Annotated in this window: 18 protein-coding genes; 4 read left to right on the forward strand and 14 right to left on the reverse strand. The window is 70.7% G+C overall.

Annotation, left to right across the window (positions count from 1 at the left end; translation table 11 throughout):
- The first annotated feature begins 76 nt into the window (after positions 1-76).
- A complete protein-coding gene (locus ACIBK8_RS00455; RefSeq protein WP_399039290.1) occupies positions 77-2,365 on the forward strand; it encodes a transglycosylase domain-containing protein in 2,289 nt (762 codons plus the stop codon).
- Between the two features lie 76 nt (positions 2,366-2,441).
- On the opposite strand, the gene ACIBK8_RS00460 is transcribed toward ACIBK8_RS00455, so the two are convergent.
- From ACIBK8_RS00460 to ACIBK8_RS00495, 8 genes are all read right to left on the reverse strand, one after another.
- Positions 2,442-3,905 carry a catalase gene (locus ACIBK8_RS00460; RefSeq protein ID WP_399039291.1) on the reverse strand — a complete coding sequence of 488 codons (1,464 nt, stop codon included), beginning with the start codon at positions 3,903-3,905 and terminating at the stop codon, positions 2,442-2,444.
- Positions 3,906-4,088: 183 nt separating this feature from the next.
- The gene (locus ACIBK8_RS00465) at positions 4,089-6,521 is read right to left on the reverse strand and encodes a SpoIIE family protein phosphatase (RefSeq protein WP_399039292.1); all 2,433 of its coding nucleotides are present in this window, start codon (positions 6,519-6,521) and stop codon (positions 4,089-4,091) included.
- 86 nt (positions 6,522-6,607) lie between these two features.
- Positions 6,608-7,291: a class I SAM-dependent DNA methyltransferase gene (locus ACIBK8_RS00470; protein WP_393682884.1), complete on the reverse strand. Its 684-nt coding sequence runs from the start codon at positions 7,289-7,291 to the stop codon at positions 6,608-6,610.
- Positions 7,292-7,502: 211 nt separating this feature from the next.
- Positions 7,503-8,249: a DUF402 domain-containing protein gene (locus ACIBK8_RS00475; protein ID WP_399039293.1), complete on the reverse strand. Its 747-nt coding sequence runs from the start codon at positions 8,247-8,249 to the stop codon at positions 7,503-7,505.
- A 56-nt stretch (positions 8,250-8,305) separates the two neighbouring features.
- Positions 8,306-9,739 carry a class II fumarate hydratase gene (locus ACIBK8_RS00480; RefSeq protein ID WP_399039294.1) on the reverse strand — a complete coding sequence of 478 codons (1,434 nt, stop codon included), beginning with the start codon at positions 9,737-9,739 and terminating at the stop codon, positions 8,306-8,308.
- 188 nt (positions 9,740-9,927) lie between these two features.
- Complete coding sequence (gene hemC, locus ACIBK8_RS00485) at positions 9,928-10,863, reverse strand: hydroxymethylbilane synthase (protein WP_399039295.1); 936 nt, start codon at positions 10,861-10,863, stop codon at positions 9,928-9,930.
- A gap of 58 nt (positions 10,864-10,921) precedes the next feature.
- Entirely contained in the window at positions 10,922-11,944 is a 1,023-nt protein-coding gene (locus ACIBK8_RS00490; protein WP_399039297.1) for an acetamidase/formamidase family protein, read from the reverse strand.
- On the reverse strand, positions 11,941-13,521 hold the full coding sequence (locus ACIBK8_RS00495) for an APC family permease (RefSeq protein WP_399039298.1): 1,581 nt from the start codon (positions 13,519-13,521) through the stop codon (positions 11,941-11,943). The genes ACIBK8_RS00490 and ACIBK8_RS00495 overlap by 4 nt, the downstream gene beginning before the upstream one ends.
- Positions 13,522-13,744: 223 nt before the next feature.
- Between ACIBK8_RS00495 and ACIBK8_RS00500 the strand changes: the two genes are divergently transcribed.
- Positions 13,745-13,822 (forward strand): 50S ribosomal protein bL37, encoded by a 78-nt coding sequence (locus tag ACIBK8_RS00500; RefSeq protein WP_370443954.1) that lies wholly within the window; start codon positions 13,745-13,747, stop codon positions 13,820-13,822.
- A 76-nt stretch (positions 13,823-13,898) separates the two neighbouring features.
- On the opposite strand, the gene ACIBK8_RS00505 is transcribed toward ACIBK8_RS00500, so the two are convergent.
- From ACIBK8_RS00505 to ACIBK8_RS00525, 5 genes are all read right to left on the reverse strand, one after another.
- Complete coding sequence (locus ACIBK8_RS00505) at positions 13,899-14,612, reverse strand: hypothetical protein (protein WP_399039299.1); 714 nt, start codon at positions 14,610-14,612, stop codon at positions 13,899-13,901.
- A gap of 5 nt (positions 14,613-14,617) precedes the next feature.
- Positions 14,618-15,244 carry a hypothetical protein gene (locus ACIBK8_RS00510; protein ID WP_399039300.1) on the reverse strand — a complete coding sequence of 209 codons (627 nt, stop codon included), beginning with the start codon at positions 15,242-15,244 and terminating at the stop codon, positions 14,618-14,620.
- Positions 15,245-15,254: 10 nt separating this feature from the next.
- Entirely contained in the window at positions 15,255-16,505 is a 1,251-nt protein-coding gene (locus ACIBK8_RS00515) for a putative T7SS-secreted protein (RefSeq protein ID WP_399039301.1), read from the reverse strand.
- A gap of 99 nt (positions 16,506-16,604) precedes the next feature.
- Entirely contained in the window at positions 16,605-16,952 is a 348-nt protein-coding gene (locus ACIBK8_RS00520) for a WXG100 family type VII secretion target (RefSeq protein ID WP_399039302.1), read from the reverse strand.
- Positions 16,953-17,210: 258 nt separating this feature from the next.
- Positions 17,211-18,884, reverse strand: coding sequence for a fumarate hydratase (locus ACIBK8_RS00525; RefSeq protein WP_399039303.1), 1,674 nt, complete (start codon positions 18,882-18,884; stop codon positions 17,211-17,213).
- 205 nt (positions 18,885-19,089) lie between these two features.
- Here ACIBK8_RS00525 and ACIBK8_RS00530 point away from each other — a divergent pair, with 205 nt between their 5' ends.
- Both ACIBK8_RS00530 and ACIBK8_RS00535 read left to right on the forward strand, forming a co-directional pair.
- Positions 19,090-19,875, forward strand: coding sequence for a DUF1707 domain-containing protein (locus ACIBK8_RS00530; protein ID WP_399039304.1), 786 nt, complete (start codon positions 19,090-19,092; stop codon positions 19,873-19,875).
- A 186-nt stretch (positions 19,876-20,061) separates the two neighbouring features.
- Positions 20,062-20,421 (forward strand): WhiB family transcriptional regulator, encoded by a 360-nt coding sequence (locus ACIBK8_RS00535; protein WP_393682868.1) that lies wholly within the window; start codon positions 20,062-20,064, stop codon positions 20,419-20,421.
- A 181-nt stretch (positions 20,422-20,602) separates the two neighbouring features.
- On the opposite strand, the gene glpX is transcribed toward ACIBK8_RS00535, so the two are convergent.
- Positions 20,603-21,634: a class II fructose-bisphosphatase gene (gene glpX / locus ACIBK8_RS00540; protein ID WP_393682866.1), complete on the reverse strand. Its 1,032-nt coding sequence runs from the start codon at positions 21,632-21,634 to the stop codon at positions 20,603-20,605.
- Positions 21,635-21,660 lie beyond the last annotated feature (26 nt).

The following is a 21,660-nucleotide window of genomic DNA, read 5'->3' on the forward strand; positions in this document are numbered from 1 at the left end:
GGATTTGCTGACAGATGCGGTGTTAGCTTCAACAGCTGAGTTAGCTGGGGGCGGAACGACTGGAGTTGCGGGAGCGATGGGCCGAGCGGACGTGAGGCGGGCGGAACAAGGTCGTGCCCGCCCTGGCGGTAAGAAGCAGGAGAAGGGCCGCATACGCCGCCTCTTCACCTGGAAGAAGATGCTCGGCACGTTCTTCGGCGTGTGCCTGCTGGGCATCGCGTCCGTCGTCGGGCTGTACCTCTACGTGGACGTCCCCGCGGCGGGCAACGAACTCGCCGTCGCGCAGAGCAACGTCTACAAGTACGCCGACGGCAAGGTCCTGGCCCGTACCGGCAAGGTCAACCGCGAGAGCGTGCCGCTGAGCCGGATACCCAAGGACGTGCAGATGTCCTTCGTGGCCGCCGAGAACAAGACGTTCTTCGACGACTCCGGCATCGACCTCAAGGGCACCCTGCGCGGCGTACTCAAGACCCTCAGCGGCGAGGGCAAGCAGGGCGGCTCGACCATCACCCAGCAGTACGTCAAGAACTACTACCTGAGCCAGGAGCAGACGGTCTCCCGCAAGCTCCAGGAGATGGTCATCTCGCTCAAGGTGGACGCCAAGTTCTCCAAGGAGAAGATCCTCGCCGGCTACATCAACACCAGCTTCTACGGCCGCCGCGCGTACGGCATCCAGGCCGCGGCCCAGGCGTACTACCACGTGGACGCCGACAAGCTGACCGTCTCGCAGGGCGCCTACCTCGCCTCGCTGCTCCAGGCGCCGAACCAGTACGACTGGGCGCAGGCGACCCCGGCGGGCAAGAAGCTGGTCAAGCAGCGCTGGGCCTACACCCTCGACAACATGGTCGAGATGAAGTGGCTGTCCCAGGCGGAGCGCGACAAGCAGAAGTTCGACATACCGAAGGACCCGAAGCCGGAAGAGGGCCTGACCGGACGCACCGGCTATCTCGTCAAGGCCGCCAAGGACGAGCTGTTCGCCCACGGCGTCGACGAGAAGAAGTTCGAGCTGGGCGGCTGGACGATCACCCTCGGCATCGAGAAGGACAAGCAGCTGGCGCTGGAGAAGTCCGTCAAGGACAAGCTCACCGCCGACCTCAGCCCCAAGACGCGCAAGGCCGACAAGGACGCCCAGCTCGGCGCCGCGTCCGTCGACCCCAAGACCGGCCACATCGTGGCGATGTACGGCGGCGCGGGCTTCACCCAGCACTACATCAACAACGCGACGCGTGAGGACTACCAGCCGGCCTCCACCTTCAAGCCGCTGATCCTCGCCTCGGCGATGGAGAACCAGTCCCAGACCCAGGACGGGCTTCCGATCACGCCCAACACGATCTACGACGGCAACAACCGCCGCCCGGTCGTCGGCGGCACCGGCGGCGCCTTCGCACCGCCCAACGAGGACCAGCGCAGCTACGGCAACATCACCGTCCAGCAGGCGATGAACAACTCCGTCAACTCGGTGTTCGCGCAGATGGGCGCCGACGTCGGGCTCGACAACCTCAAGAAGACGGCGACGAGCCTGGGCATGAGCAGCAAGATGGACGTCCAGCCCGCCATGACGCTGGGCAGCATGGGCGCCAGCCCCGTCCAGATGGCCGGCGTCTACGCCACCTTCGACAACCACGGCAAGAAGGTCACCCCGACGCTGGTGACCAAGGCCGAGCACGCCAGCGAGCCCGCCCCGGACCTGCCCGACCCCATCGGCGACCAGATCCTCAGCAGGCAGACCGCCGACACCGTCACCTCCGTGCTGCGCGGCGTGGTCGACGACGGTACGGCCACCGCCGTGCGGGGCACCAACTACGAGGCCGCGGGCAAGACCGGTACGTCCGACGACAACAAGTCGGCCTGGTTCGTGGGCTACACGCCCAAGCTGGTCACCGCCGTCGGCATGTTCGGCGAGGCGGAGGGCGGCCGGCAGGTCACGCTGCGCGGCACCGGCGGCGGCGGTCGCGTCAACGGTGGTGGCTACCCCGCCCAGGTGTGGGCCGCCTACAACGCGGCGGCGCTCGGCGCGGACGCCAACGCCACCTTCGACCTCGACACGGAGCTCGGCGCCGGCGTGGCCCCGACCCAGACCCAGACCGCATCGCCGCCCCCGACCCACACCCCGTCCGGGCCGCCGACCCCCACGGGCACCCCGACCGGTTCGGCCTCGACCGACCCGACGCCGACCCACACCCCGACGGACCCGACCCAGACCCCGACCGACCCGACGCCGACCACCACGGGCGGCGACACCGGATCACCGACCGGCGGCGAGGAGAACGGCGGAGCCACCGGGAACGGCGGCGCGAACGGCGCGGGCGGCAACAACGGCACCGGCGGCGGCAACGGACCCGGCGCCCTGAACGGCTTCGAGTGACCGGCGTACACCCACCGCACACGGCCGCGGCCCCCACCTCGTACGGAACGAGGCGGGGGCCGCGGCCGTGTGCGGGTCAGCCGCCGTTGACCCGCTTGGCGATCCGGTCGCCGATGTCCTTGTCGACGTTCCGCCAATACTGGAACGCGCGCTCCAGCACCGGCTTGCTCACCCCGCCCAGCAGATGCCCGGAGACGTTGTTCACCAGCCGCTCGCGGGCCGCGTCGTCCAGGACCGAGCGGACCATCGTGCCCGGCTGCCCCCAGTCGTCGTCATCGCGGCGCAGCGTGTACGCCTCGCGGACCAGCTCGCCCGCGGTCCGCCAGCCCACCGGATCCCTGGACTGCTCCGGGGACGCCGCCGGTCCGCCGTACGAGTTCGGCGCGTACGGACGGGCCGCCCGCGACGGATCGAACCGCATCGGGCCGTCCTTCGCGTACGAGTGGACCGGGACGTGCGCCCGGTTGGGCGGCAGCTGGGCGTAGTTCGGGCCGATCCGGTACCGGTGCGTGTCCGGGTAGGAGAACAGCCGCCCCAGCAGCATCTTGTCCGGCGACGGGCCGATGCCGGGCACCAGATTCGACGGTTCGAACGCCGCCTGCTCGATGTGGATGAAGTAGTCCTCCGGGTTCCTGTTGAGCGTCATCCGGCCGACCTCGATCAGCGGGTAGTCGCCGTGCGGCCACACCTTGGTCAGGTCGAACGGGTTGAACCGGTAGTCCGGGGCGTCGTCGAACGGCATGACCTGCACGTACAGCGTCCAGGACGGCGCGTTGCCGCTCTCGATGGCCTGGTACAGATCCCGGCGGTGGACGTCGGCGTCCTCACCGGCCAGCCGGTCCGCCTCCTCCTGGGTGAGGAAGTCGATGCCCTGGTCGGTCTTGAAGTGGTACTTGATCCAGAACTTCTCGCCGCCGCGGTTGACCCACATGTACGTGTGCGAGCCGTAGCCGTTCATGTGCCGGTACGTCTTGGGGATGCCGCGGTCGCCCATCAGCCAGGTGACCATGTGGGCGGACTCCGGCGACAGCGTCCAGAAATCCCACTGCATGTCGTTGTCGCGCAGCCCGCTGTCGGGACGGCGCTTCTGCGAGCGGATGAAGTCCTGGAACTTGATCGTGTCACGGACGAAGAAGACCGGGGTGTTGTTGCCCACCAGGTCGTAATTGCCGTCCTCGGTATAGAACTTGAGGGCGAAGCCGCGCGGGTCGCGCCAGGTGTCGGGGGAGCCCTGCTCACCCGCGACGGTCGAGAAGCGGGCCAGCATGTCGGTGCTCTTGCCCGGCTGGAAGAGGTCCGCCTTGGTGAACTGGCTGACGTCGTTGGTGACCTCGAAGACGCCGTACGCGCCGCTGCCCTTGGCGTGCACCACCCGCTCGGGAACCCGTTCACGGTTGAACAGGGCCATCTTCTCGATGAGGTAGTGGTCGTGCAGCAGGATCGGGCCGTCCGCCCCGACGGACAGCGAGTGCTCGTCGCTGCCGATGGGGATGCCGGCGTTGTTCGTCGTGCGCGGAACGTTCTGCGCTGAACTGGTCATGGAGGAACGCCTCCCGGTCGACTGGTGTGGGGGTGAAAGGGGCAGTCAGTCCCTTTTGCCCACCCAAGCAGTCAACTCCGCCGACGGCATGTCGGCAACCCTGTCCGGTGCCCGCACACCACCGAAAAGGCCCCCGCCCGATCCCGGACGAGGGCCTGAACGGCAAGGGGAGCGCCCCCGGCGTCAGCGGCGCGCGGCCCCCGGCGGCATCGACAGCTCGAACCAGACGACCTTGCCCATGCTCAGCCGCGTCGCACCCCAGCGCCGCGCCATCCGGTTGACCAGATACAGGCCGCGCCCGCCCTCGTCCGACGGCCGTGCCTGCCGCAGCCGCGGCAGCTGCGGGACATCGTCACCGACCTCGCACCGCAGCACATCCGTCCGCAGCAACCGCAGCGTCACCGGCCGCTCCGCATACCGGACCGCGTTCGTCACGACCTCGCTGACCAGCAGCTCCAGCTGATCGGTCAGCTCCTCAAGGCCCCAGCGCGCCAGCGCCCTGCGGGCCAGCCGGCGCGCCTGCCCCGCCGTCTGCGCCTTCGGGTCCAGATACCAGTACGCGACGTCGCTGGGCGCTATGCCGTCGAACCTGGCGGCCAGCAGCGCGATGTCGTCGTCGCGGTCGCCGGGGCCCAGCATGTCCAGCACCTCGTCGCACAGCGGCTCGAGCGGCGGCGGGTTGGGGCCGGTCAGCCTGGCCGTCTCCGCCAGCCGCTCCCGCAGCTGCTCGATGCCGGTCCAGACGTCCCGGATCCGCGACTCGACCAGGCCGTCGGTGTAGAGCACGAGGGTGGCGCCCGCCGGCGCGTCCAGCTCCACCGCCTCGAAATCCACCCCGCCGACGCCGATCGGCGCGCCCGGCGGCACCCGCAGGACCTCCGCGCGCCCGCCGCGGTGCAGCATCACGGGCGGCGGGTGCCCCGCGTTCGCGATGATGATCCGGTGCGCCACCGGGTCGTAGACCGCGTACAGGCACGTCGCCATCCGGTCCGAGCCCAGCCGCTGCGCCTGCTCGTCGAGGTGGTGCAGCACCTCCTGCGGCGGCAGGTCGAGGCCCGCCAGGGTCTGCGCCGTCGTCCGCAGCTGGCCCATGATCGCGGCCGAGGTCATCGAGTGGCCCATGACGTCGCCGACGACCAGCGCCACCCGGCTGCCGGGCAGCGGAATCGCGTCGTACCAGTCGCCGCCCACCCGCGCCGTCTCGGCGGCGGGCAGATAGCGGCTGGCCAGCCGCACACCGGTCGGCTGCGGCAGCGAATCGGGCAGCATCGTGCGCTGGAGCGCGTCCGCGATGTACGCCTCGCGGCCGTAGAGCACCGCCTTGTCCACACCCAGCGCGGTGTGCGTCGCCAGCTGCGCCGCCACCAGCAGATCGTCCGGCTCGAACGCCGGGCGGTCCGGGCGCCGCAGGAACACCGCCGCACCGATCACCCGCCGGCGCCCGCGCAGCGGCGCCAGGATCACCCGGTTCCCCGCGGGCAGCCGGGTGGCGGAGCCCAGCAGCTCGGGCAGCGCGGTCCGCGCCGCCTGCACCTCGCCGAACAGCGGGCGCACCCCGCGCAACACCTCCGCCAGCGGACCGCCGGGACGCACCTCGGCCAGCTCCGCCGCGCTGCCGCCCATCGCAGGACCCAGATCGGGCTGCGCGGGCAGCACCGGCAGCCGGGTGCCGTTGGTGTCGGGCTCCTCCGGGATCCGGTCGGTACGGCGCAGCCGCAGCACCACAGGCCCCGTCGGCCGCTCGTCGCCCACCGGCAGCGGATCCCGAAGGTAGACGAGGATCGCGTCGGCGAACGTCGGCACCGTCGCCCGGCACAGGCCGAGCACGATCTCGTCGAGGTCTATGCCGCGGGCGATCCGCCGGGTGGCCGCCCCGATGAACCGCAGCCGGTCACCACCCGCCTGCCGGGCCGCCGCGATCTCCCCGCTCTCGCCTGGATGCGCCGAACGGGCGGGCGGCGGCACCGGAGCGGCCATGGACCCCTCGCCCGCCCGCGTCGGCTCGGCGCGCGAGCCAGGCGGCACCGCCGGATCCCCGGGGCCCGCGGGCGGCGGCACGGACGCGCCGTCGCCCGGCGGCCTGGACCTGCCGCCCTCGCGCGGCCTGCCGATCCCTTCGGCGGCGCGGTGGCCCTCGCCGGGCTCGGGCGGCTGCGCGCTGCCCACCGCACCGTGTGCCGCCCGGTGGTCGTCGTAAGGACCGCCCCCGCGGCCTTCGCCCGACGCGTCAGGCAGTGAGTGGCCGGCCGCCGATGCGTCGTCGGCCCGCCCCGCGCGGGCGGCGGCGTCCCCGCCCGCACCGGGCACACCCGGCGGACCGCTCAGGGGAACCGCCGGGCCCGCCGCTCCGTCGAACGGGGCGCCAGGAGGATCGTGCGGCACGCTGCCGCCCGGTCCCGCGCCGTCGCCGAAGCCCGTGTCGTCACCGCCGCGGATGGCGAAACCGGCACCGGGGAGCGGGGCGAACCCGGGCGCGCCGGGCTGCTGGAGGGCGCTGCGCGGGTCGGGGACCGCGCCCAGCGGCGCCGTCCCGGCCGGCCCCCGCACAGGGGACGCCGAGGACGCGGCAGGCGTGGCCGACTGCCGCAGTTGGGGGGAGGTGGGGTGCTCCGTCACGCGTGGGATTCCATCCGTCCGGGGCTGCGCGCCCGACGCGCCGCGTTTCAAGCACATCCTGGGGGACGCGCCTGACCCGCTACGTCTCAAGCGCGTCGCAGGTGCAGAAAGAGCTGGATCTCGGGTGGTACGTCCGTACTGGCCGGGGCATAGGCGTAGGAGTCCTCCCCGATGACGTCGAAACCCGCGTCGTGCACGACTCGACGCAGATCCTCCCGCAGAAAACCCGATACCCGGATCGAGTTGCCCAGGAACGGAATCGTGAAGTCGTCCACGTCCGCCTCGACCATGGACAGGGCGAGCAGCCCGCCAGGTCGTAGCAGATCATGCAACATCCGCAGCGCATAGGGAATCTCTGCGCGCGGCAGCATCAGCAGGGTGAAGAAAGCGGCGATGCCGTCGAACGAGCCGGCGCCGCCGAGCCGACCGCCTCGCAGGTCCGCGATGTCCAGCCGGTGGAACTCGGCCTTCGGGACGTTGTCCCCGGCCAGCTCGACCATCGCGGGGGAGAGGTCGACACCCACGACGCGGTGGCCGGCGTCCGACAGCTGCCGGGCGGTCGGCAGGCCGGTGCCGCAGCCGATGTCCAGCACCCGCGAGTCGGGCGGCAGTTCGTCCGCCAGCCAGGCACCCGACGACAGCTGGCCGTCCTTGTGGGGGAACGCCTCGTCGTAGCGGTCGCCGATCGCGTCGAACGCCTCGGCCTGGCCGGCCCGGTCCAGTGCTAACCGGTTCAGACCTTCATATTTGTCGTAGCTCTCAGCGCTCACGACCTCGCCCCTCCCGCGACCGCGGTCAAGTTCGGTTTCCAGTTCCGGAGTTGCGCCTGTGCAGTCTCGCGGAGGACGATCCTACGGTTTGTGACCCAGGGCGCATCAAGGGGGCTCGTTCCCGCTGCTCGCCATGCGAGGAGAGGCGTTGCCCATAGGCGCGTCTTTCCACGGTTCGCCCTCTTCACTCGCCCCGATGTGCGTCGTTTGCTCACGACCGCAAATGCTCCGGCGTACGGTCCCAGTTGTCCGGCAGGTGCGGCACCGTCCAGCCCGGATCCGGCCGCCAGTCCTCCCAGCCGTCGCCGAACGGGCGTCCCCATGCCGCGATGTGGTCCACCGCGGCCCGCCCGGCGGCCCGTGCCCCGGCCGCCTGCTCCGGGGACATCAGCCCGTCCCGCTGCGCCTGTGCGAACTCGTCCTCGTCCCGCCACTCCCAGTGCCGGTCCGGGTAGACGCAGAGGTCCAGGAAATGGTCCTCCGAATCCACGCCGCCCGCCCAACGGATCCGTGGCTCCTCCAAGTTGACGTACCAGTTCTTGAAATGCCAGCCGCGTTCCCAGAACAGCCATACCGACCACGGGTCGTCCGGCCGCGCCAGCTTGAGCACTCCGGTGCCGAACCACTGGTCACGGGCGGTGCGCCGGGGCTTGGTGTAACGCGTGGACAGCGGTTCGCGGTGGACCGGGGTGCCGTCGGCCATCACCGGCTTGATGCAGGGAGTGCCGGGCGCCATCCACACCGCCAGCATCTCGTCGGTGTCCTGGACCACGGTCATCGGGCGGCAGATGTGGATGCGCCGGCTGTCGGCGTTGTCGCGGTAACGCCACAGGATGTGCTCGCCCGGAGACCACCGCACCGGACCGGCCCGGTCCGGCCGCCCGTTCTCCGCCGTGCCGATCGCGGTGCCGGTACCGGCTGTCTCGCCTTCCGTAGTCCTCATCATGTCCGCTGTCATGCGCAGATCTTAGGGGCGCCGGGTTACGGCCGCCGTGACGCGGACCGCACCGGCCGTCAGGGACGCGTCATCCGCAGCACATCCAATGCCTGGTCAAGCTGCTCTTCGGTCAGCAGCCCGCGCTCGACAAAACCACCCTCGATGACCACCTGGCGGATGGTCTTCCGCTCCGCCAGCGCCCGCTTCGCCACCTTCGCCGCCTCCTCGTAGCCGAGGTACTTGTTGAGCGGGGTGACCACCGAAGGCGACGACTCGGCGTATTCCCGGGCCCGTTCGGCGTTGGCGGTGATGCCGTCGATCGTGCGGTCGGCCAGCAGCCGCGCCACGTTGGCCAGCAGCCGGACCGACTCCAGGACGTTCCTGGCGATCACCGGCAGCATGACGTTCAGCTCGAAGTTGCCGGCCGCCCCGGCCGCGGCGACCGTCGCGTCATTGCCGGTGAGCTGCGCGGCGACCATCAACACGGCTTCCGGGATCACCGGGTTGACCTTGCCCGGCATGATCGAGGAGCCCGGCTGGAGATCCGGCAGCGCGATCTCCGCGAGGCCGGTGCGCGGCCCCGAAGCCATCCACCGCAGGTCGTTGGCGATCTTCGTCAGCCCGACGCCGATCGTCCGCAGCTGCCCGCTGGTCTCCACGATGCCGTCGCGGGCGCCCTGGGCCTCGAAGTGGTTGCGCGCTTCCGTGAGCGGCAGCCGCGTCGTCCGCGCCACCTCGGCGATCACCGCGGCAGAGAACCCGGGCGGGGTGTTGATGCCCGTCCCCACCGCCGTGCCGCCCAACGGGAGTTCGGCCAGCCGCGGCAGTGAGGCGCGCAGCCGCTCGACGCCATACCTCACCTGCGCGGCGTACCCGCCGAACTCCTGCCCGAGGGTCACGGGTGTGGCGTCCATCAGGTGCGTCCGCCCCGACTTCACCACCTCGGCGAACTCGGCGGACTTGCGCTCCAGAGAGGCCGCGAGGTGCTCCAGCGCCGGGATCAGATCCCGGGTGACCGCCGCCGTCGCCGCGATGTGGATCGACGAGGGGAACACGTCGTTCGACGACTGGCTGGCGTTGACGTGATCGTTCGGGTGGACGTCCCGCCCCAGCCGCTCGCTCGCCAGCGTCGCGATGACCTCGTTGGTGTTCATGTTCGACGAGGTGCCGGACCCGGTCTGGAAGACGTCGATGGGGAAGTGCGCGTCCCACCGGCCGTCGGCGACCTCTCCCGCCGCCTCCTGGATGCCCTCGGCCACTTCCTTGTCGAGCACCCCCAGCTCGGCGTTGACCTTGGCAGCCGCCGCCTTGATCCGCGCCAGCGCCTCGATGTGCGCCCGCTCGATCCGCTGCCCGGAGATCGGGAAGTTCTCCACCGCCCGCTGGGTCTGCGCCCGCCACTTCGCGTGCGCGGGCACCCGCACCTCACCCATGGAGTCGTGCTCGGTGCGGTACTCCGCGCCGTCGCTCCCCTGTTCGCCGTTCCTCGTGCCGTCCTGACGCTCGCCCATGTCGGCCACCTCCTGCTTGCTCAGCGTCTCGCAGCCGAAGCGTGTTCCCGATACGAACGGCCAACGGGTAAATACCGCGGGTAATAACCCGATCCGGGGAACGGGCCGGGGCGCATAGGGGGCGCACGGCCCGTCGCCGCGGCCGGACCGTGCCCCGGCCGACCGGAAGCTCCGGTGCCCGCGGCCGGTCAGTGCCCGATGCCGTCGATCAGCTCGCGGGCACCCTGGCGGAGCAGGGCGACCGCCACCGACGTGCCCAGGGTCGCCGGGTCGAGGCGGCCCGCCCATTCGTGGGCGTTGAGCACGGTCTTGCCGTCGGGGGTGAAGACGCAGGCCCGCAGGGAGAGTTCGCCGCCGCGCTCGGAGCGGGCGTACCCGGCGATGGGGGAGTTGCAGTGCCCCTGGAGGACGTGCAGGAACATCCGCTCGGCGGTGGCCTCGCGGTGGGCGGCGGGGTCACCGAGGGTGCTGATGGTGCCGATGAGGTCGGTGTCGCCCTCGCGGCACTGGAGTGCCAGGATCCCGGCGCCGATCGGCGGGCACATCACCTCGGTGGACAGCACCTCCGTGATGACGTCCTCGCGGCCGATGCGCTCCAGACCGGAGACGGCGAGGAGCAGCGCGTCGGCGTCGCCCGCGGCCAGCTTCTCCATCCGGCGGTTGGCGTTGCCGCGCATCGGCACGCACTCCAGGTGCGGGTGCGAGGCGGCGAGTTGGGCCCTGCGGCGCACCGACGAGGTGCCGATACGGGTGCCGGCGGGGAGCTGGTCGAGGGTGCGGCCACCGGGGTGGATGAGCGCGTCACGGACGTCGTCACGGCGGAGGAACGCGGCGAACGTCGTCCCCGCCGGCAGCGGCCGGTCGGCCGGGATGTCCTTGACGCAGTGCACCGCGAGGTCCGCCTCACCGGCCAGCAGCGCGGCGTCCACCTCCTTGGTGAACGCCCCCTTGCCCTCCACCAGGGAGAGGTCGCCCATCCACTTGTCACCGGTGGTTTTGACCGGGACCACTTCGGTGCGCAGGTGCGGGTGGAGCGCGGCCAGTTCGGCGCGTACGCGCTCCACCTGGGCGAGCGCCATCGGCGAGTCACGGGAGACGATGCGGATCAACTCAGGGGCGGACATGGCCCATACGATAGGCCGTGCGTCCCCGCGTTCCCGCGGCGCGGCAGCCGTCGGCGGGTCAGCCGAGCGCCGCCGCCCGCCTCCGGAGTTCGCCGTGCAGGCCGCCGTGCACGTCGGCGGGTGGCAGCCACTCCTTACGGATCTTGGCGACGCAGGTGTAGTTGCTGTCACAGACGTTGGCGAGCGGCGATTCGACCGCCTGTGTGACGACTTGGTAGGCGTCCAGTTCGCTCAGCCCGAAGTCGCGGGCCAGCCACTGGACCAGGTCCAGCTGGGAGATGCGGAACGCGTCCTCCAGGGGGCGCGCGGAGCCCGTCGAGATGAGGTGGGTGTCCGACTCAAGACGCGGCCACGGTGTGGCGACGCCCTTCAGCAGCTCCACGATCACGACGCTGTGCATGGCGGTCTCCACGGCGACGCCGCAGGTCTCGCCCTCACCCTGGCGGGCGTGCCCGTCACCCAGGCTGAACAGCGCCCCTTCGACGTTCACGCCCAGGTAGCAGGTGACACCCGCGCGCATCTCCGGTGTGTCCATGTTGCCGCCGTGCGCATCCGGGACGAGCGCCGAGCGCACCTCCAGGTTGGCCGGCGCCACCCCGACCGTGCCGTGCATCGGATCCATCGGCAGCGTCAGCGCCACGTCGCTGTCCCTGGCGCTGAAGTGGCACAGCCGCCGGGCGCGGTCCAGCTGCCAGATCCACACCGCCTCCGGGAGCGGAGGGTGCAGCGCGGCGGTGGTGTGGGTGGCGGTCAGCGCCCCGAAGAGCGGCACGGTCGACGACGCGGCCCAGTCCCTGCGGGGCTCGATGGAGACGAAGTGCACCGCCAGGGTGTCGCCGGGCTCCGCGCCGTCGATGTGGAAGGGGCCCGTCTGCGGATTGACGAACGGGTACTCGCAGACCTGCGAGACCAGGTCACGCTCCGACCGCACCCGGCCGCTGAAACAGTCCTCGGTGAAGACGTCGAGGACCGTGCCGGGGGCGATGCGCGCCACCGGGGCGGCGCCGCCGAACGTCCAGACGTAGTCGTGGTCACCGGGCCTGACGGTGAGGATGCGCGGATCGGATGCCGGGTCGGTCATGGCGACTCCTGGTCGAGTGGGGTGACGGGACGGGGCGAAGGAGCGGTGGCGGGGGCCGCGGCGGGTCCGGCGCCGGGCGGCGCGTCGAGGTGGATGAGGCCGGTCGCCGCGAGCCGGTCCGGGTGCCGGCGCCGCAGGAAGGCGACGACGGCGAGCCCGGCCAGCATCCACACCGCGGCGGCCGGGCCCGCGTACGAGACGGGCGCGGTGAGTTCCGTGACGAAGGAGAAGGCCGGGATCCCGGCGGCGGTGAGCAGCGCGGGGGTGAAGGCCGCGATGCCGAGGACCGGGAAGAGGAGATGCCGGACGGGGCGGAACTCGGCGCGGCGGCGGCGCAGGAAGTAGCCGGCGCAGGCGAGGTTGGTGAGCAGGTAGACGGAGATGATCGCGGTCACCACCAGGGTGGCGAGCAGCAGGAACGCGGTGTTCGGGCCGAACGCGAGGCCGAGGCCGATGGCCGCGCCCAGCGCCACGGCGAACTGGACGAGCAGTCCCACCACCGGCGACCTGTGCACGGGGTGCACGCGGGTGAAGGCGCGCGGGAAGACCCCGGCCCGGCCCAGCGCGAAGGCGGTGCGGGTGGAGGCGTTGGTGGCCGCGTTGGCGTTGGCGACGGTGGAGTTGACCACCGCAAGGAAGATCAGGACCCAGAAGATGCCGAAGGAAGCACGCGCCACACCGTCCCAGGAGGCGGCACCGGACGCGCCGAACCCGGCGAACGCGTCCGGCCCGTAGTGGACGGTGATGGCGTACGTCGTCAGGACGAACAGCAGCCCGATCGACAGCGCCGCACCGAGCACCGCGCGGCGCAGCGTACGGCGCGGATCGCGGGCCTCCTCGGCGAGCGGCGCCGCCGCCTCGAACCCGGCGAAGGCCAGCACCGTGTAGACCGACCCCGCGATGACGCCGCCGATGCCCTCGTGGGCCGCCGGGGTGTGCGAAGTGCCGAACACCGAGAGGGTGTTGTGACCGCCCGCGCTCACGATCAGCAGGACGGCGAGGACCACGAAGACCAGCACCTCGAAGACGCCGAGCACGGTGCCGAGGCGGGCGGAGGCCCGTATTCCGTAGAAGCCCGTCACGGCGATCAGCACCGCGCCGCCGACCGCCCACGGCCACCAGAGGCCCGCCGGATACCCGGGCCACTCCTGATGCAGGGTGCCGGCGACCGTGAAGCCCAGCTGGAGCAGGAGCAGCGCCGGCACCAGCGCCTCGACGAGCAGATACGCCCAGGCCACCAGGAACCCGACGACGGGGTGCAGGCCCTGGGTGCTGTAGGTGGCCACCGACCCCGCGGACGGCAGGTGCCGGGCCAGCTCGGCCACGGACGAGGCCGTGAACAGGCACGCCACCAGGGCGATCAGCACGGACAGCGGCAGCGCGCCGCCCGCGAAGGCGGCACCGGCCGGAATGGACACGGCGACGGCCGCTGCGGGCGCCATCGACGTCACGCTCTGGAACAGCACGTCCCGCAGCCCGATGGCATCGCGCCGCAACCCCGGGGCCGGCTCCGGCCCGCCGCCCCGTGGCCGTCCGCCCTCCCGCCGCTCAGGTCCCTCGCGTCGCTCCTGTGGCACGGTTTCTCCCTGCGCTCCGCGGGCCTCCCGGACCACCCGAGCGTAGGCAGGCGGCCGGGCGGGCGGAAGACGGCATGCGTCCGGTGCATACGGACCGGACACACGGGGCAGGCGGCCCGAGCGAGTCAGGTGCCTTCAGCACACCGACCCGGGGTCGTCGATCCTGCCACCGGTATGTAAGGGTGGAAACTCGTCCAAAAGCACCTCGGTGAAGGGAGATGGCATGTCGTCGAAGCGACGCCGTAAGAAGAAGGCACGCCGCAAGAACGGTGCCAACCACGGCAGCCGGCCGCAGTCCTGAGCCGGTTCCCGCGGGAACATGAACGGTGCCCCACCTGCGTCGCGCGGGAGGGGCACCGTTCTGTGTACGGGGCGGATCAGCCGAAGGACGGGAGCGCCGGGCCACCCGTGGCCGCAAGCGGCGCCGGGACCTCGGCGGGCGCGTGCGCGCCACCGTCCTGCGTGGCGTCCCCGTCCGGCAGGAAGCGCAGGCTCTGCAGAAACGGAACCAGCAGCTCGCAGTAGTCCGCCCAGTGGTCGGTGCTCGGCGTGCTGAACGTCACCGTGACCAGCGTCTGCGCCCCGGGAACGGCGCTCTGCGGCACGGGGATGAACGCCTGCAACTGGGCGACGTCGATGGGGACGTCCTCACCGGAAGCGGTGAACTCGGCCGGCATGCGCAGGGCCGTCGGCTGCTGGATGACGAGGGTCGCCAGGCCGCAGGGCAGCGGCAGGGAGCTGACCTCGGCGTTCGGGCCGTGCTTGGCGGCGAAGATCTTGGTCATGCCGACTACGGCGATCTCGGTGTCGCGGTAGGCGAGCGGGGTCATCCCGATGGTCAAGGTCCCCATGGACCACTCGTCGTTGAATTGGCCGAAGCAGGTGGCGGAGTAACGGACGCCGCTCTCCGCGAGCAGGGCGGAAACCTTCCGGTATTCCGCGGTGAGTTCCTCGATCACCCCGTCCGGCAGTTCCCTGCCCTGCGCTTGCGCACGCGCAGTGACCTCGGCCCGTGCCTCCTCGGCGTCCAGCCCGGGTGTGGTCCCGCGGAAGGCGGACGGAATCTCGAAGGTGACGTGTACGGAACTCACTGCATTCACTGCTTTCGCCGGTCCGACGGGGGAGAGGTGTGCGGGTGCCGGGCGGCTCGTCGGGAGTACCACCGGAGGACTGTCGCGCCCGCCAGGAGGACGACCGCGGCGACGGCGGGCAGGACGTAGGGGCCGCCCGAACGGTAGTTGCTGACCGCGCCCACCGCCGCGCCGGCTCCCAGGACCAGGAGCGCCATGAACTGATTGCGCCGCGCTACGGGGTCGGGGGCTCTGCGGAGTTCTGCGCGCAGTTGATCCGCCGAGTGGTCCGCAGGGCTGGGAACCGGGCCGGAGAAGGGCGGCGGCGGGGGCCCGAAGCCGGGACCGGCGGGCGGGGGGCTTTGATCGATCCGTCGCACCACCAGATACCGGGGCTTGTGCCGGTCGGTCTCCCACCGCTGCACGCCGTACCCGTACTGCCGGGCCAGCCACGCCGTCTGCACCGGGGACAGGCCCGTGCCGCTCACCCGGACCTTGACCTCCGGGCGCCCGTCGAAGGAGCGGACCATTTCCTCGTGGCGCCGCCTGCGCTGTGCTTTCGTTCCGATGACGTCGGAGTACCCGACGAAGATCAGGCCGATGACACCCGCCAGAGCGACGACAGGGAGGAGAAGCCACAGCAGGGATTCCATCTCAACTCCTTCAGTTCGCCGAGGAATCGGCCGCAGCCGCGTCCTTCTCGCTGCCCTTTTTCCACGCGTGCTCGAAGGCCATTCCCAGACCGACCACCGGCCCCGCAGGACCGCCGAAAAGCATGGATCCACCGAGAATGGCGGATTCCTTCTTGTCGTCAGGAAGGAAATAACCGAGCCCCGTCTGGTCCTTCGCCCAGTCCCAGAGGGTCATACCGCTGCTGCCCAGTCCCGATGCCTTGCCGACATCAGTGATCTTTCCTCCCACGATGGCAGCCTCGCTGATTTTCTCCACGCGGCCCGCCACCTTTCCCAGTCCGAAGGAGACCGCGCCAAGACCGTCCTCGGTCAGCGTCCTGTCGCTGACGACATCCTCGCCGCCGGCCACCCGCGCAAACCCGTGCAGGCCGAGTGCCACCATTGACGTGACGCCGGAAATGGGGCCCAAGAACATCTCGGACGACGGAAAGCAGAAGCCGATCAGCCCCGTCACGGTGCTGACGGCCGCCAGTACGTCCCCGATCGCCGCAATCGCATTCGCATGCTCCTTGACCCACTGCCCGATATCCCGGGAGAGATCGGCGATGCCCTTCGCCAGATCCTTCAGGCCGTTGAGCAGACTGTCGAACATGCCCGGCTTGTCGGGGGCCTGTTCCCCGGCGTCCAAAAGCGCGGACGCTGCCGCCGCGGCCAATTCCTCGTGCTGCGAACGCAGCGTCTCCGCACGCTTGATGATCCCGGCGAGCTGCGACCGCGCCGCGTTCATCTCGGCGACGGCGTTCGAGTAGCGCGTCTTCGCCACTTCCAGCTGGTCATCGGTCATTCCGATGCCACCGTCGCGGAAAATATCCAGATCGGGGTCGCTCTCGGCCCTCTCGGCCCGCTTACGGGCGGCCTTGGCCTCGCTCTCGTACGAACTCGCCTTCGCCTGCAGCGTGCCCAGGTCGGAGTGCCAGGAGTTCAGCGCGCCGTGCGCCTTCTCGAAGCTCTTCCCGGCGGTGTCCAGCAGCTTCGGCAGGGTTCCGGTCTTGGCGCGGAAGCCTTCCGCCGCCTCGCCGGTCCAGCAGGAACCGTCGTTGATGCCGCGCATCGTGTCCGACGCGCTGGTGAGGTTCTTGTGCGCGCGGCTCAGATCCCCGACGAGGTCGTTGACCGCCTGCGGAACCCCGGGCGCGGGGTTGAACTGCAGCCCCGAGAAATGCCCGTTGTCCTCGTACGGATCTCCGCCGCCGTACCCCCACAGCTGCTCGCCGAGCGACATTCCTGGCCTACCCCTGATTGCCTGTGAACCGAAGAATTTCCGCTGTCCCAGCAGGCCGGAATTCCAGGAAATCCGGCCTCCGTGCCGAGAGAGGTCGCGTTACCCGAAGGGGCTCGCCTGGGCGTCTTTTCCCGAGGATCCGCCACCCTGGTTGCCCTTGGCGAACGCCTGCGAAATGGCGCTGTCCGTGTCGTTGTACGCGCGGGCCGTGACCTGGAGGCCCTGCCGAATGGCGTCGGTGATCTCGGCGATCTGGGAGATGCCGTATTCCCAGGAACTCTTGAACTGGGCCCCCGCCTTGTCGATCCGGCCGTTCCCGAGATCGCCGACCGAAGCGCTGCGCAGATCACTGCCGGCGTGCTTCATGGATTCCGTGCACCGGTCGAGCCGGGTGCTCAGGCTCCCCAACTCCTCGACATCGACCGTGAATTCCCCCGAACCGGGCACGCGTACTCCTAGCGGCATGGTGATCATCGAGTCGTCCGAGGCTAACATGTCACGCTTTCGGCCCGCGAACCTGCCGTGGCCACACGGCATTTACTCGCGCGGCCGGCGCATCGGGCATGCAGCGGCGGGGATTTGCCGGAATCGGCAGCCGAGGAGAAGAGCGGAAAAAGGGACACGGCCCCCACCCCGTGATAGGGGTGAGGGCCGTGTGCCGTGACGGTATTTCTCGGGTGGTCGGGAAGGGAATCCCGGCAGGGCCTACGCCCCCTGGCGCACCGGAATGCTGGTGAACGTCGGGGCCGGGGCGGGGTCCTGGAAGAAGTCGTTGCCCTTGTCGTCGACGACGATGAAGGCCGGGAAGTCCTCGACCTCGATGCGCCAGACCGCTTCCATGCCGAGTTCCTCGTACTCCAGGACCTCGACCTTCTTGATGCAGTCCTGGGCGAGGCGGGCCGCCGGGCCGCCGATGGAGCCGAGGTAGAAGCCGCCGTGAGCGGCACAGGCGTCGGTGACCTGCTGGGAGCGGTTGCCCTTGGCGAGCATGACCTTGGAGCCGCCGGCCGCCTGGAACTGCTCGACGTACGCGTCCATCCGGCCCGCGGTCGTCGGCCCGAAGGAGCCGGAGGCGAAGCCCTCGGGGGTCTTGGCGGGACCGGCGTAGTACACCGGGTGGTTCTTGAGGTACTCCGGCATCTCCTCGCCCGCGTCGAGGCGTTCCTTGATCTTCGCGTGTGCGATGTCGCGGGCCACGACGAGGGTGCCGGTGAGGGAGAGACGGGTCTTGACCGGGTGCCGGGTCAGCTCGGCGAGCACCTCGTCCATCGGCCGGTTGAGGTCGACGGCCACGGCGTCGAGGTCGGGGCCCGCGCCCTCGGTCAGCTCGTCGTCGGTGGTCTCCGGGAGGAAGCGCGCCGGGTCGGTCTCCAGCTGCTCCAGGAAGACGCCGTCCGCGGTGATCTTCGCGACGGCCTGGCGGTCGGCCGAGCAGGAGACGGCGATGGCGACCGGGCAGGACGCGCCGTGGCGGGGGAGGCGGACGACGCGGACGTCGTGGCAGAAGTACTTGCCGCCGAACTGCGCGCCGATGCCGATCTTCTGGGTCAGCTCGAAGACCTTCTCCTCCAGCTCCTTGTCCCGGAAGCCGTGGCCGGTGGGGGAACCCTCGGCGGGCAGCTCGTCCAGGTAGTGCGCGGAGGCGTACTTGGCGGTCTTCATGGCGTACTCGGCGCTGGTGCCGCCGACGACGATCGCCAGGTGGTACGGCGGGCAGGCGGCCGTACCGAGCGAGCGGATCTTCTGCTCCAGGAACTTCATCATCGAGCCCTCGTTGAGGACCGCCTTCGTCTCCTGGAAGAGGAAGGACTTGTTGGCGCTGCCGCCGCCCTTGGCCATGAACAGGAACTTGTAAGCGCCGCCGTCGGTCGCGTACAGCTCGATCTGCGCCGGAAGGTTGGAGCCGGTGTTCTTCTCGTCCCACATCGTCAGCGGGGCCATCTGCGAGTACCGCAGGTTGAGCTGCGTGTACGCGTCGAAGATGCCGCGGGAGAGCGCTTCCTCGTCGCCGCCCTCGGTGAGGACCTGCTGGCCGCGCTTGCCCATCACGATGGCGGTGCCGGTGTCCTGGCACATCGGGAGCACGCCTGCCGCCGCGATGTTGGCGTTCTTGAGCAGGTCGAGCGCCACGAAGCGGTCGTTGGCGCTGGCCTCCCGGTCGTCCAGGATCTTGCGGAGCTGCGCGAGGTGCGTCGGGCGCAGGTAGTGCGCGATGTCGTGCATCGCCTCGGCGGCCAGCTTGCGCAGGGCCTCCGGCTCGACCTTGAGGAACGTACGGCCGTCGGCCTCGAAGGTGCTCACACCCTCCGAAGTGACCAGACGGTACGGGGTGTTGTCCTCGCCCACGGGGAGCAGGTCGGTATAGGCGAATTCCGGCATGACGGGCATTCCTCACTCGACAGGGATGATGGCTGGCATCTGTGGCAGCACCACAACAGCGTAGAACCCGGGCGGGGCGGTGCTGTGGTGAGGTAAGGCTCAGTTGATCCGTGCCCCGGGTGCGCCGCCGTCTCCCGGGAGGTCCGCCGAGATCCGAACCGTCAATCCCTGGTCGCGATGTATCGCGTTTGGGTAGGCTGGGGCCGTGGATGCTGCAGACAACCCGGGGTCGGACCCCGCGACCCCGCCCGGCCCTCCGGACCGGCAGCCGGTGCACCAGGACCCGCGGCCGGTGGACATGGTCAAGCCCGTCGCCGGCGCGGAGATCCGCGCGTCCGACGCCGACCGTGACCGGATCGCCGAGATCCTGCGCGAGGCACTGGCCGAGGGGCGGCTCGATCCCGAGGAGCACTCCGAGCGGATCGACGCCGTCTACCGCGCCAAGACGATGGGCGAACTGGAGCCTGTGGTGCGGGATCTGCCCGCTGTCGGGCAGCCGTCCCCGCCGCCGTCCGGCTCCGGGGCGTACGCCGGCACGCCGCCGCCTGACCAGAATCTGGTCGCGGTCTTCAGCGAGTCGAAGCGCAAGGGGCGCTGGCAGGTCCCGGCCCGTATCAACGCCACCGCGATCTTCGGCAGCGTGGAGATCGACCTGACCGAGGCCCTGTTCCCGCAGCAGCAGATCCTGATCAACGTCACCGCGATCTTCGGCAGCGTCGAGATCCTCGTCCCGGAGAACCTCACGCTGCGCAGCAACGGCTCCGGCGTGCTGGGCGCCTTCGAGGTCGAGACGAACGACGCGCTCGCGGCGGACGCCCCGGTGGTGCAGGTCAACGGCTATGCCGTCCTGGGCAGCGTGGAGGCCAAGCCCAAGCGCGGCGCCCTCATCCGCGACCTGCGCGACCGGCTGCGCGCCGAGCGGCAGGACCGGCGCGAGCGGCAGGCGGAGTTGCGGAACGGCCGACGGGAACGCCGAGACCGTCTCCGGTAGGGCCCGAACGACAGGCCCGTGACGGCCGAAAGCGGCTTTCAACCCACGGCCACGGTGTGCATAAGCGTGGGTACAGCGGGTAGGGCTGGGGCATCGTCTCTCGTACGGCCGCGGGGTGCGTAACGCCGTGCGTAGAGGGACGGGCAAGGGTGATTTGCTCGCCGAAGCCGTCGTCAGGAGTAGACCGTGCTGCTACCGCATCAGCCCCTGCAGACCGCCGCTGTCGTGCCGTCCCAGCGGGTGCCGTCTCGCGAGGAGGCCGGCCCCTGGCATTCGGAGGCGGTGTGCCGTCGGGACGAAGCCGGGCTCTTCTTCGCGCCCTCCAAGGAGCCGACCGCCGCGCGGCTGGCCAGGGAAGAGGCCGCGAAGCGGGTCTGCGCCCGGTGTCCCGTGATGATCGAATGCCGCGAGCACGCCCTGCTCCAGCCCGAGCCGTACGGCGTCTGGGGCGGGCTGACGGCGGCCGAGCGGCGCGTGGTGCTGGCCCGCCGGCGCAGGCGGGACGCCGAACTGCAGCGCACGGCTCCGGTACCGGCGGCCGGCTGAGCCGGGAGCGTTCCCGGAGCGGCCCGTACGCGCGGATGACGGCCGGGCGGCGGCGCTCGGCGCACGGACGACGACACGGCGCTCGCCCCGCCGGAGAGGGCAGCCTCTTCGGCGGGGCGAGACGTATGCCGGGCGGCGTTTTTGTGCCGGAGCGGCGATGGTCAGCCCGGAGCGGCGACGGTCAGCTGGGGCGCTCGAAGTCCACCGAGCTGTACGCGCGGAGCTTGGACAGCCGGTGCTGCGAGTCGATCTGGCGGATGGTGCCCGACTTGGAGCGCATCACCAGGGACTGGGTGTAGGCGGTCTCCGCGCGGTAGCGGACGCCGCGCAGCAGGTCGCCGTCGGTGATGCCGGTGGCGACGAAGAAGACGTTGTCGCCCCGTACGAGGTCCTCGATCTGCAGGACCTTGTCCAGGTCGTGGCCCGCGTCGAGGGCGCGCTGCCGCTCCGTGTCGTCCTTGGGCCACAGCTTGGCCTGAAGGGCGCCGCCCAGGCACTTGAGCGCACAGGCCGCGATGATGCCTTCCGGGGTGCCGCCGATGCCGAGCAGCAGGTCGACGCCGGTGCCCTCGCGGGCAGCCATGATCGCGCCGGCCACATCGCCGTCCTGGATGAACTTGATCCGGGCGCCGGCCTCGCGGACCTCCTTGACCAGGCCGTCGTGGCGCGGCCGGTCCAGGATGACGACGGTGACGTCCTCGACGGCCGAGCGCTTGGCCTTGGCGATCCGCTTGATGTTCACCGCCACCGGGGCGTTGATGTCGACGAAGTCGGCGGCCTCGGGGCCGGTCGCGAGCTTGTCCATGTAGAAGACCGCGGACGGGTCGAACATGGAGCCGCGCTCGGCGACGGCCATCACGGAGACCGCGTTGGCCATGCCCTTGGCGGTCAGCGTCGTGCCGTCCACCGGGTCCACGGCCACGTCGCACTCGGGTCCGGTGCCGTCACCGACCCGCTCGCCGTTGTAGAGCATCGGGGCGTTGTCCTTCTCGCCCTCCCCGATGACCACCACACCGTTCATCGACACGGTGTGAATCAGGGCGCGCATGGCCTTGACCGCCGCACCGTCCGCGCCGTTCTTGTCACCTCGTCCCACCCAGCGGCCCGACGCCATGGCGCCGGCCTCGGTGACCCGGACCAACTCCAGGGCGAGGTTGCGATCGGGGGCCTCGGGGCTGACTTCGAGGGGGGACGGGAGCTGATGCTCGGTCATCGAGCGCACCTTTCTGTACGGCGACG

The sequence above is a fragment of the Streptomyces sp. NPDC050161 genome, from assembly GCF_044460025.1.
Classification (GTDB): domain Bacteria; phylum Actinomycetota; class Actinomycetes; order Streptomycetales; family Streptomycetaceae; genus Streptomyces.

Coding starts and splice junctions, on each gene's coding strand:
- ACIBK8_RS00515 (WP_399039301.1), bottom strand. CDS start 16,505: ATGTCGCTCGGCGAGCAGCTGTGGGGGTACGGCGGCGGAGATCCGTAC.
- glpX (WP_393682866.1), bottom strand. CDS start 21,634: ATGACCGAGCATCAGCTCCCGTCCCCCCTCGAAGTCAGCCCCGAGGCC.
- ACIBK8_RS00525 (WP_399039303.1), bottom strand. CDS start 18,884: ATGCCGGAATTCGCCTATACCGACCTGCTCCCCGTGGGCGAGGACAAC.
- ACIBK8_RS00510 (WP_399039300.1), bottom strand. CDS start 15,244: ATGGAATCCCTGCTGTGGCTTCTCCTCCCTGTCGTCGCTCTGGCGGGT.
- ACIBK8_RS00460 (WP_399039291.1), bottom strand. CDS start 3,905: ATGACCAGTTCAGCGCAGAACGTTCCGCGCACGACGAACAACGCCGGC.
- ACIBK8_RS00480 (WP_399039294.1), bottom strand. CDS start 9,739: ATGGGCGAGCGTCAGGACGGCACGAGGAACGGCGAACAGGGGAGCGAC.
- ACIBK8_RS00500 (WP_370443954.1), top strand. CDS start 13,745: ATGTCGTCGAAGCGACGCCGTAAGAAGAAGGCACGCCGCAAGAACGGT.
- ACIBK8_RS00455 (WP_399039290.1), top strand. CDS start 77: ATGGGCCGAGCGGACGTGAGGCGGGCGGAACAAGGTCGTGCCCGCCCT.
- ACIBK8_RS00475 (WP_399039293.1), bottom strand. CDS start 8,249: ATGACAGCGGACATGATGAGGACTACGGAAGGCGAGACAGCCGGTACC.
- ACIBK8_RS00490 (WP_399039297.1), bottom strand. CDS start 11,944: ATGACCGACCCGGCATCCGATCCGCGCATCCTCACCGTCAGGCCCGGT.
- hemC (WP_399039295.1), bottom strand. CDS start 10,863: ATGTCCGCCCCTGAGTTGATCCGCATCGTCTCCCGTGACTCGCCGATG.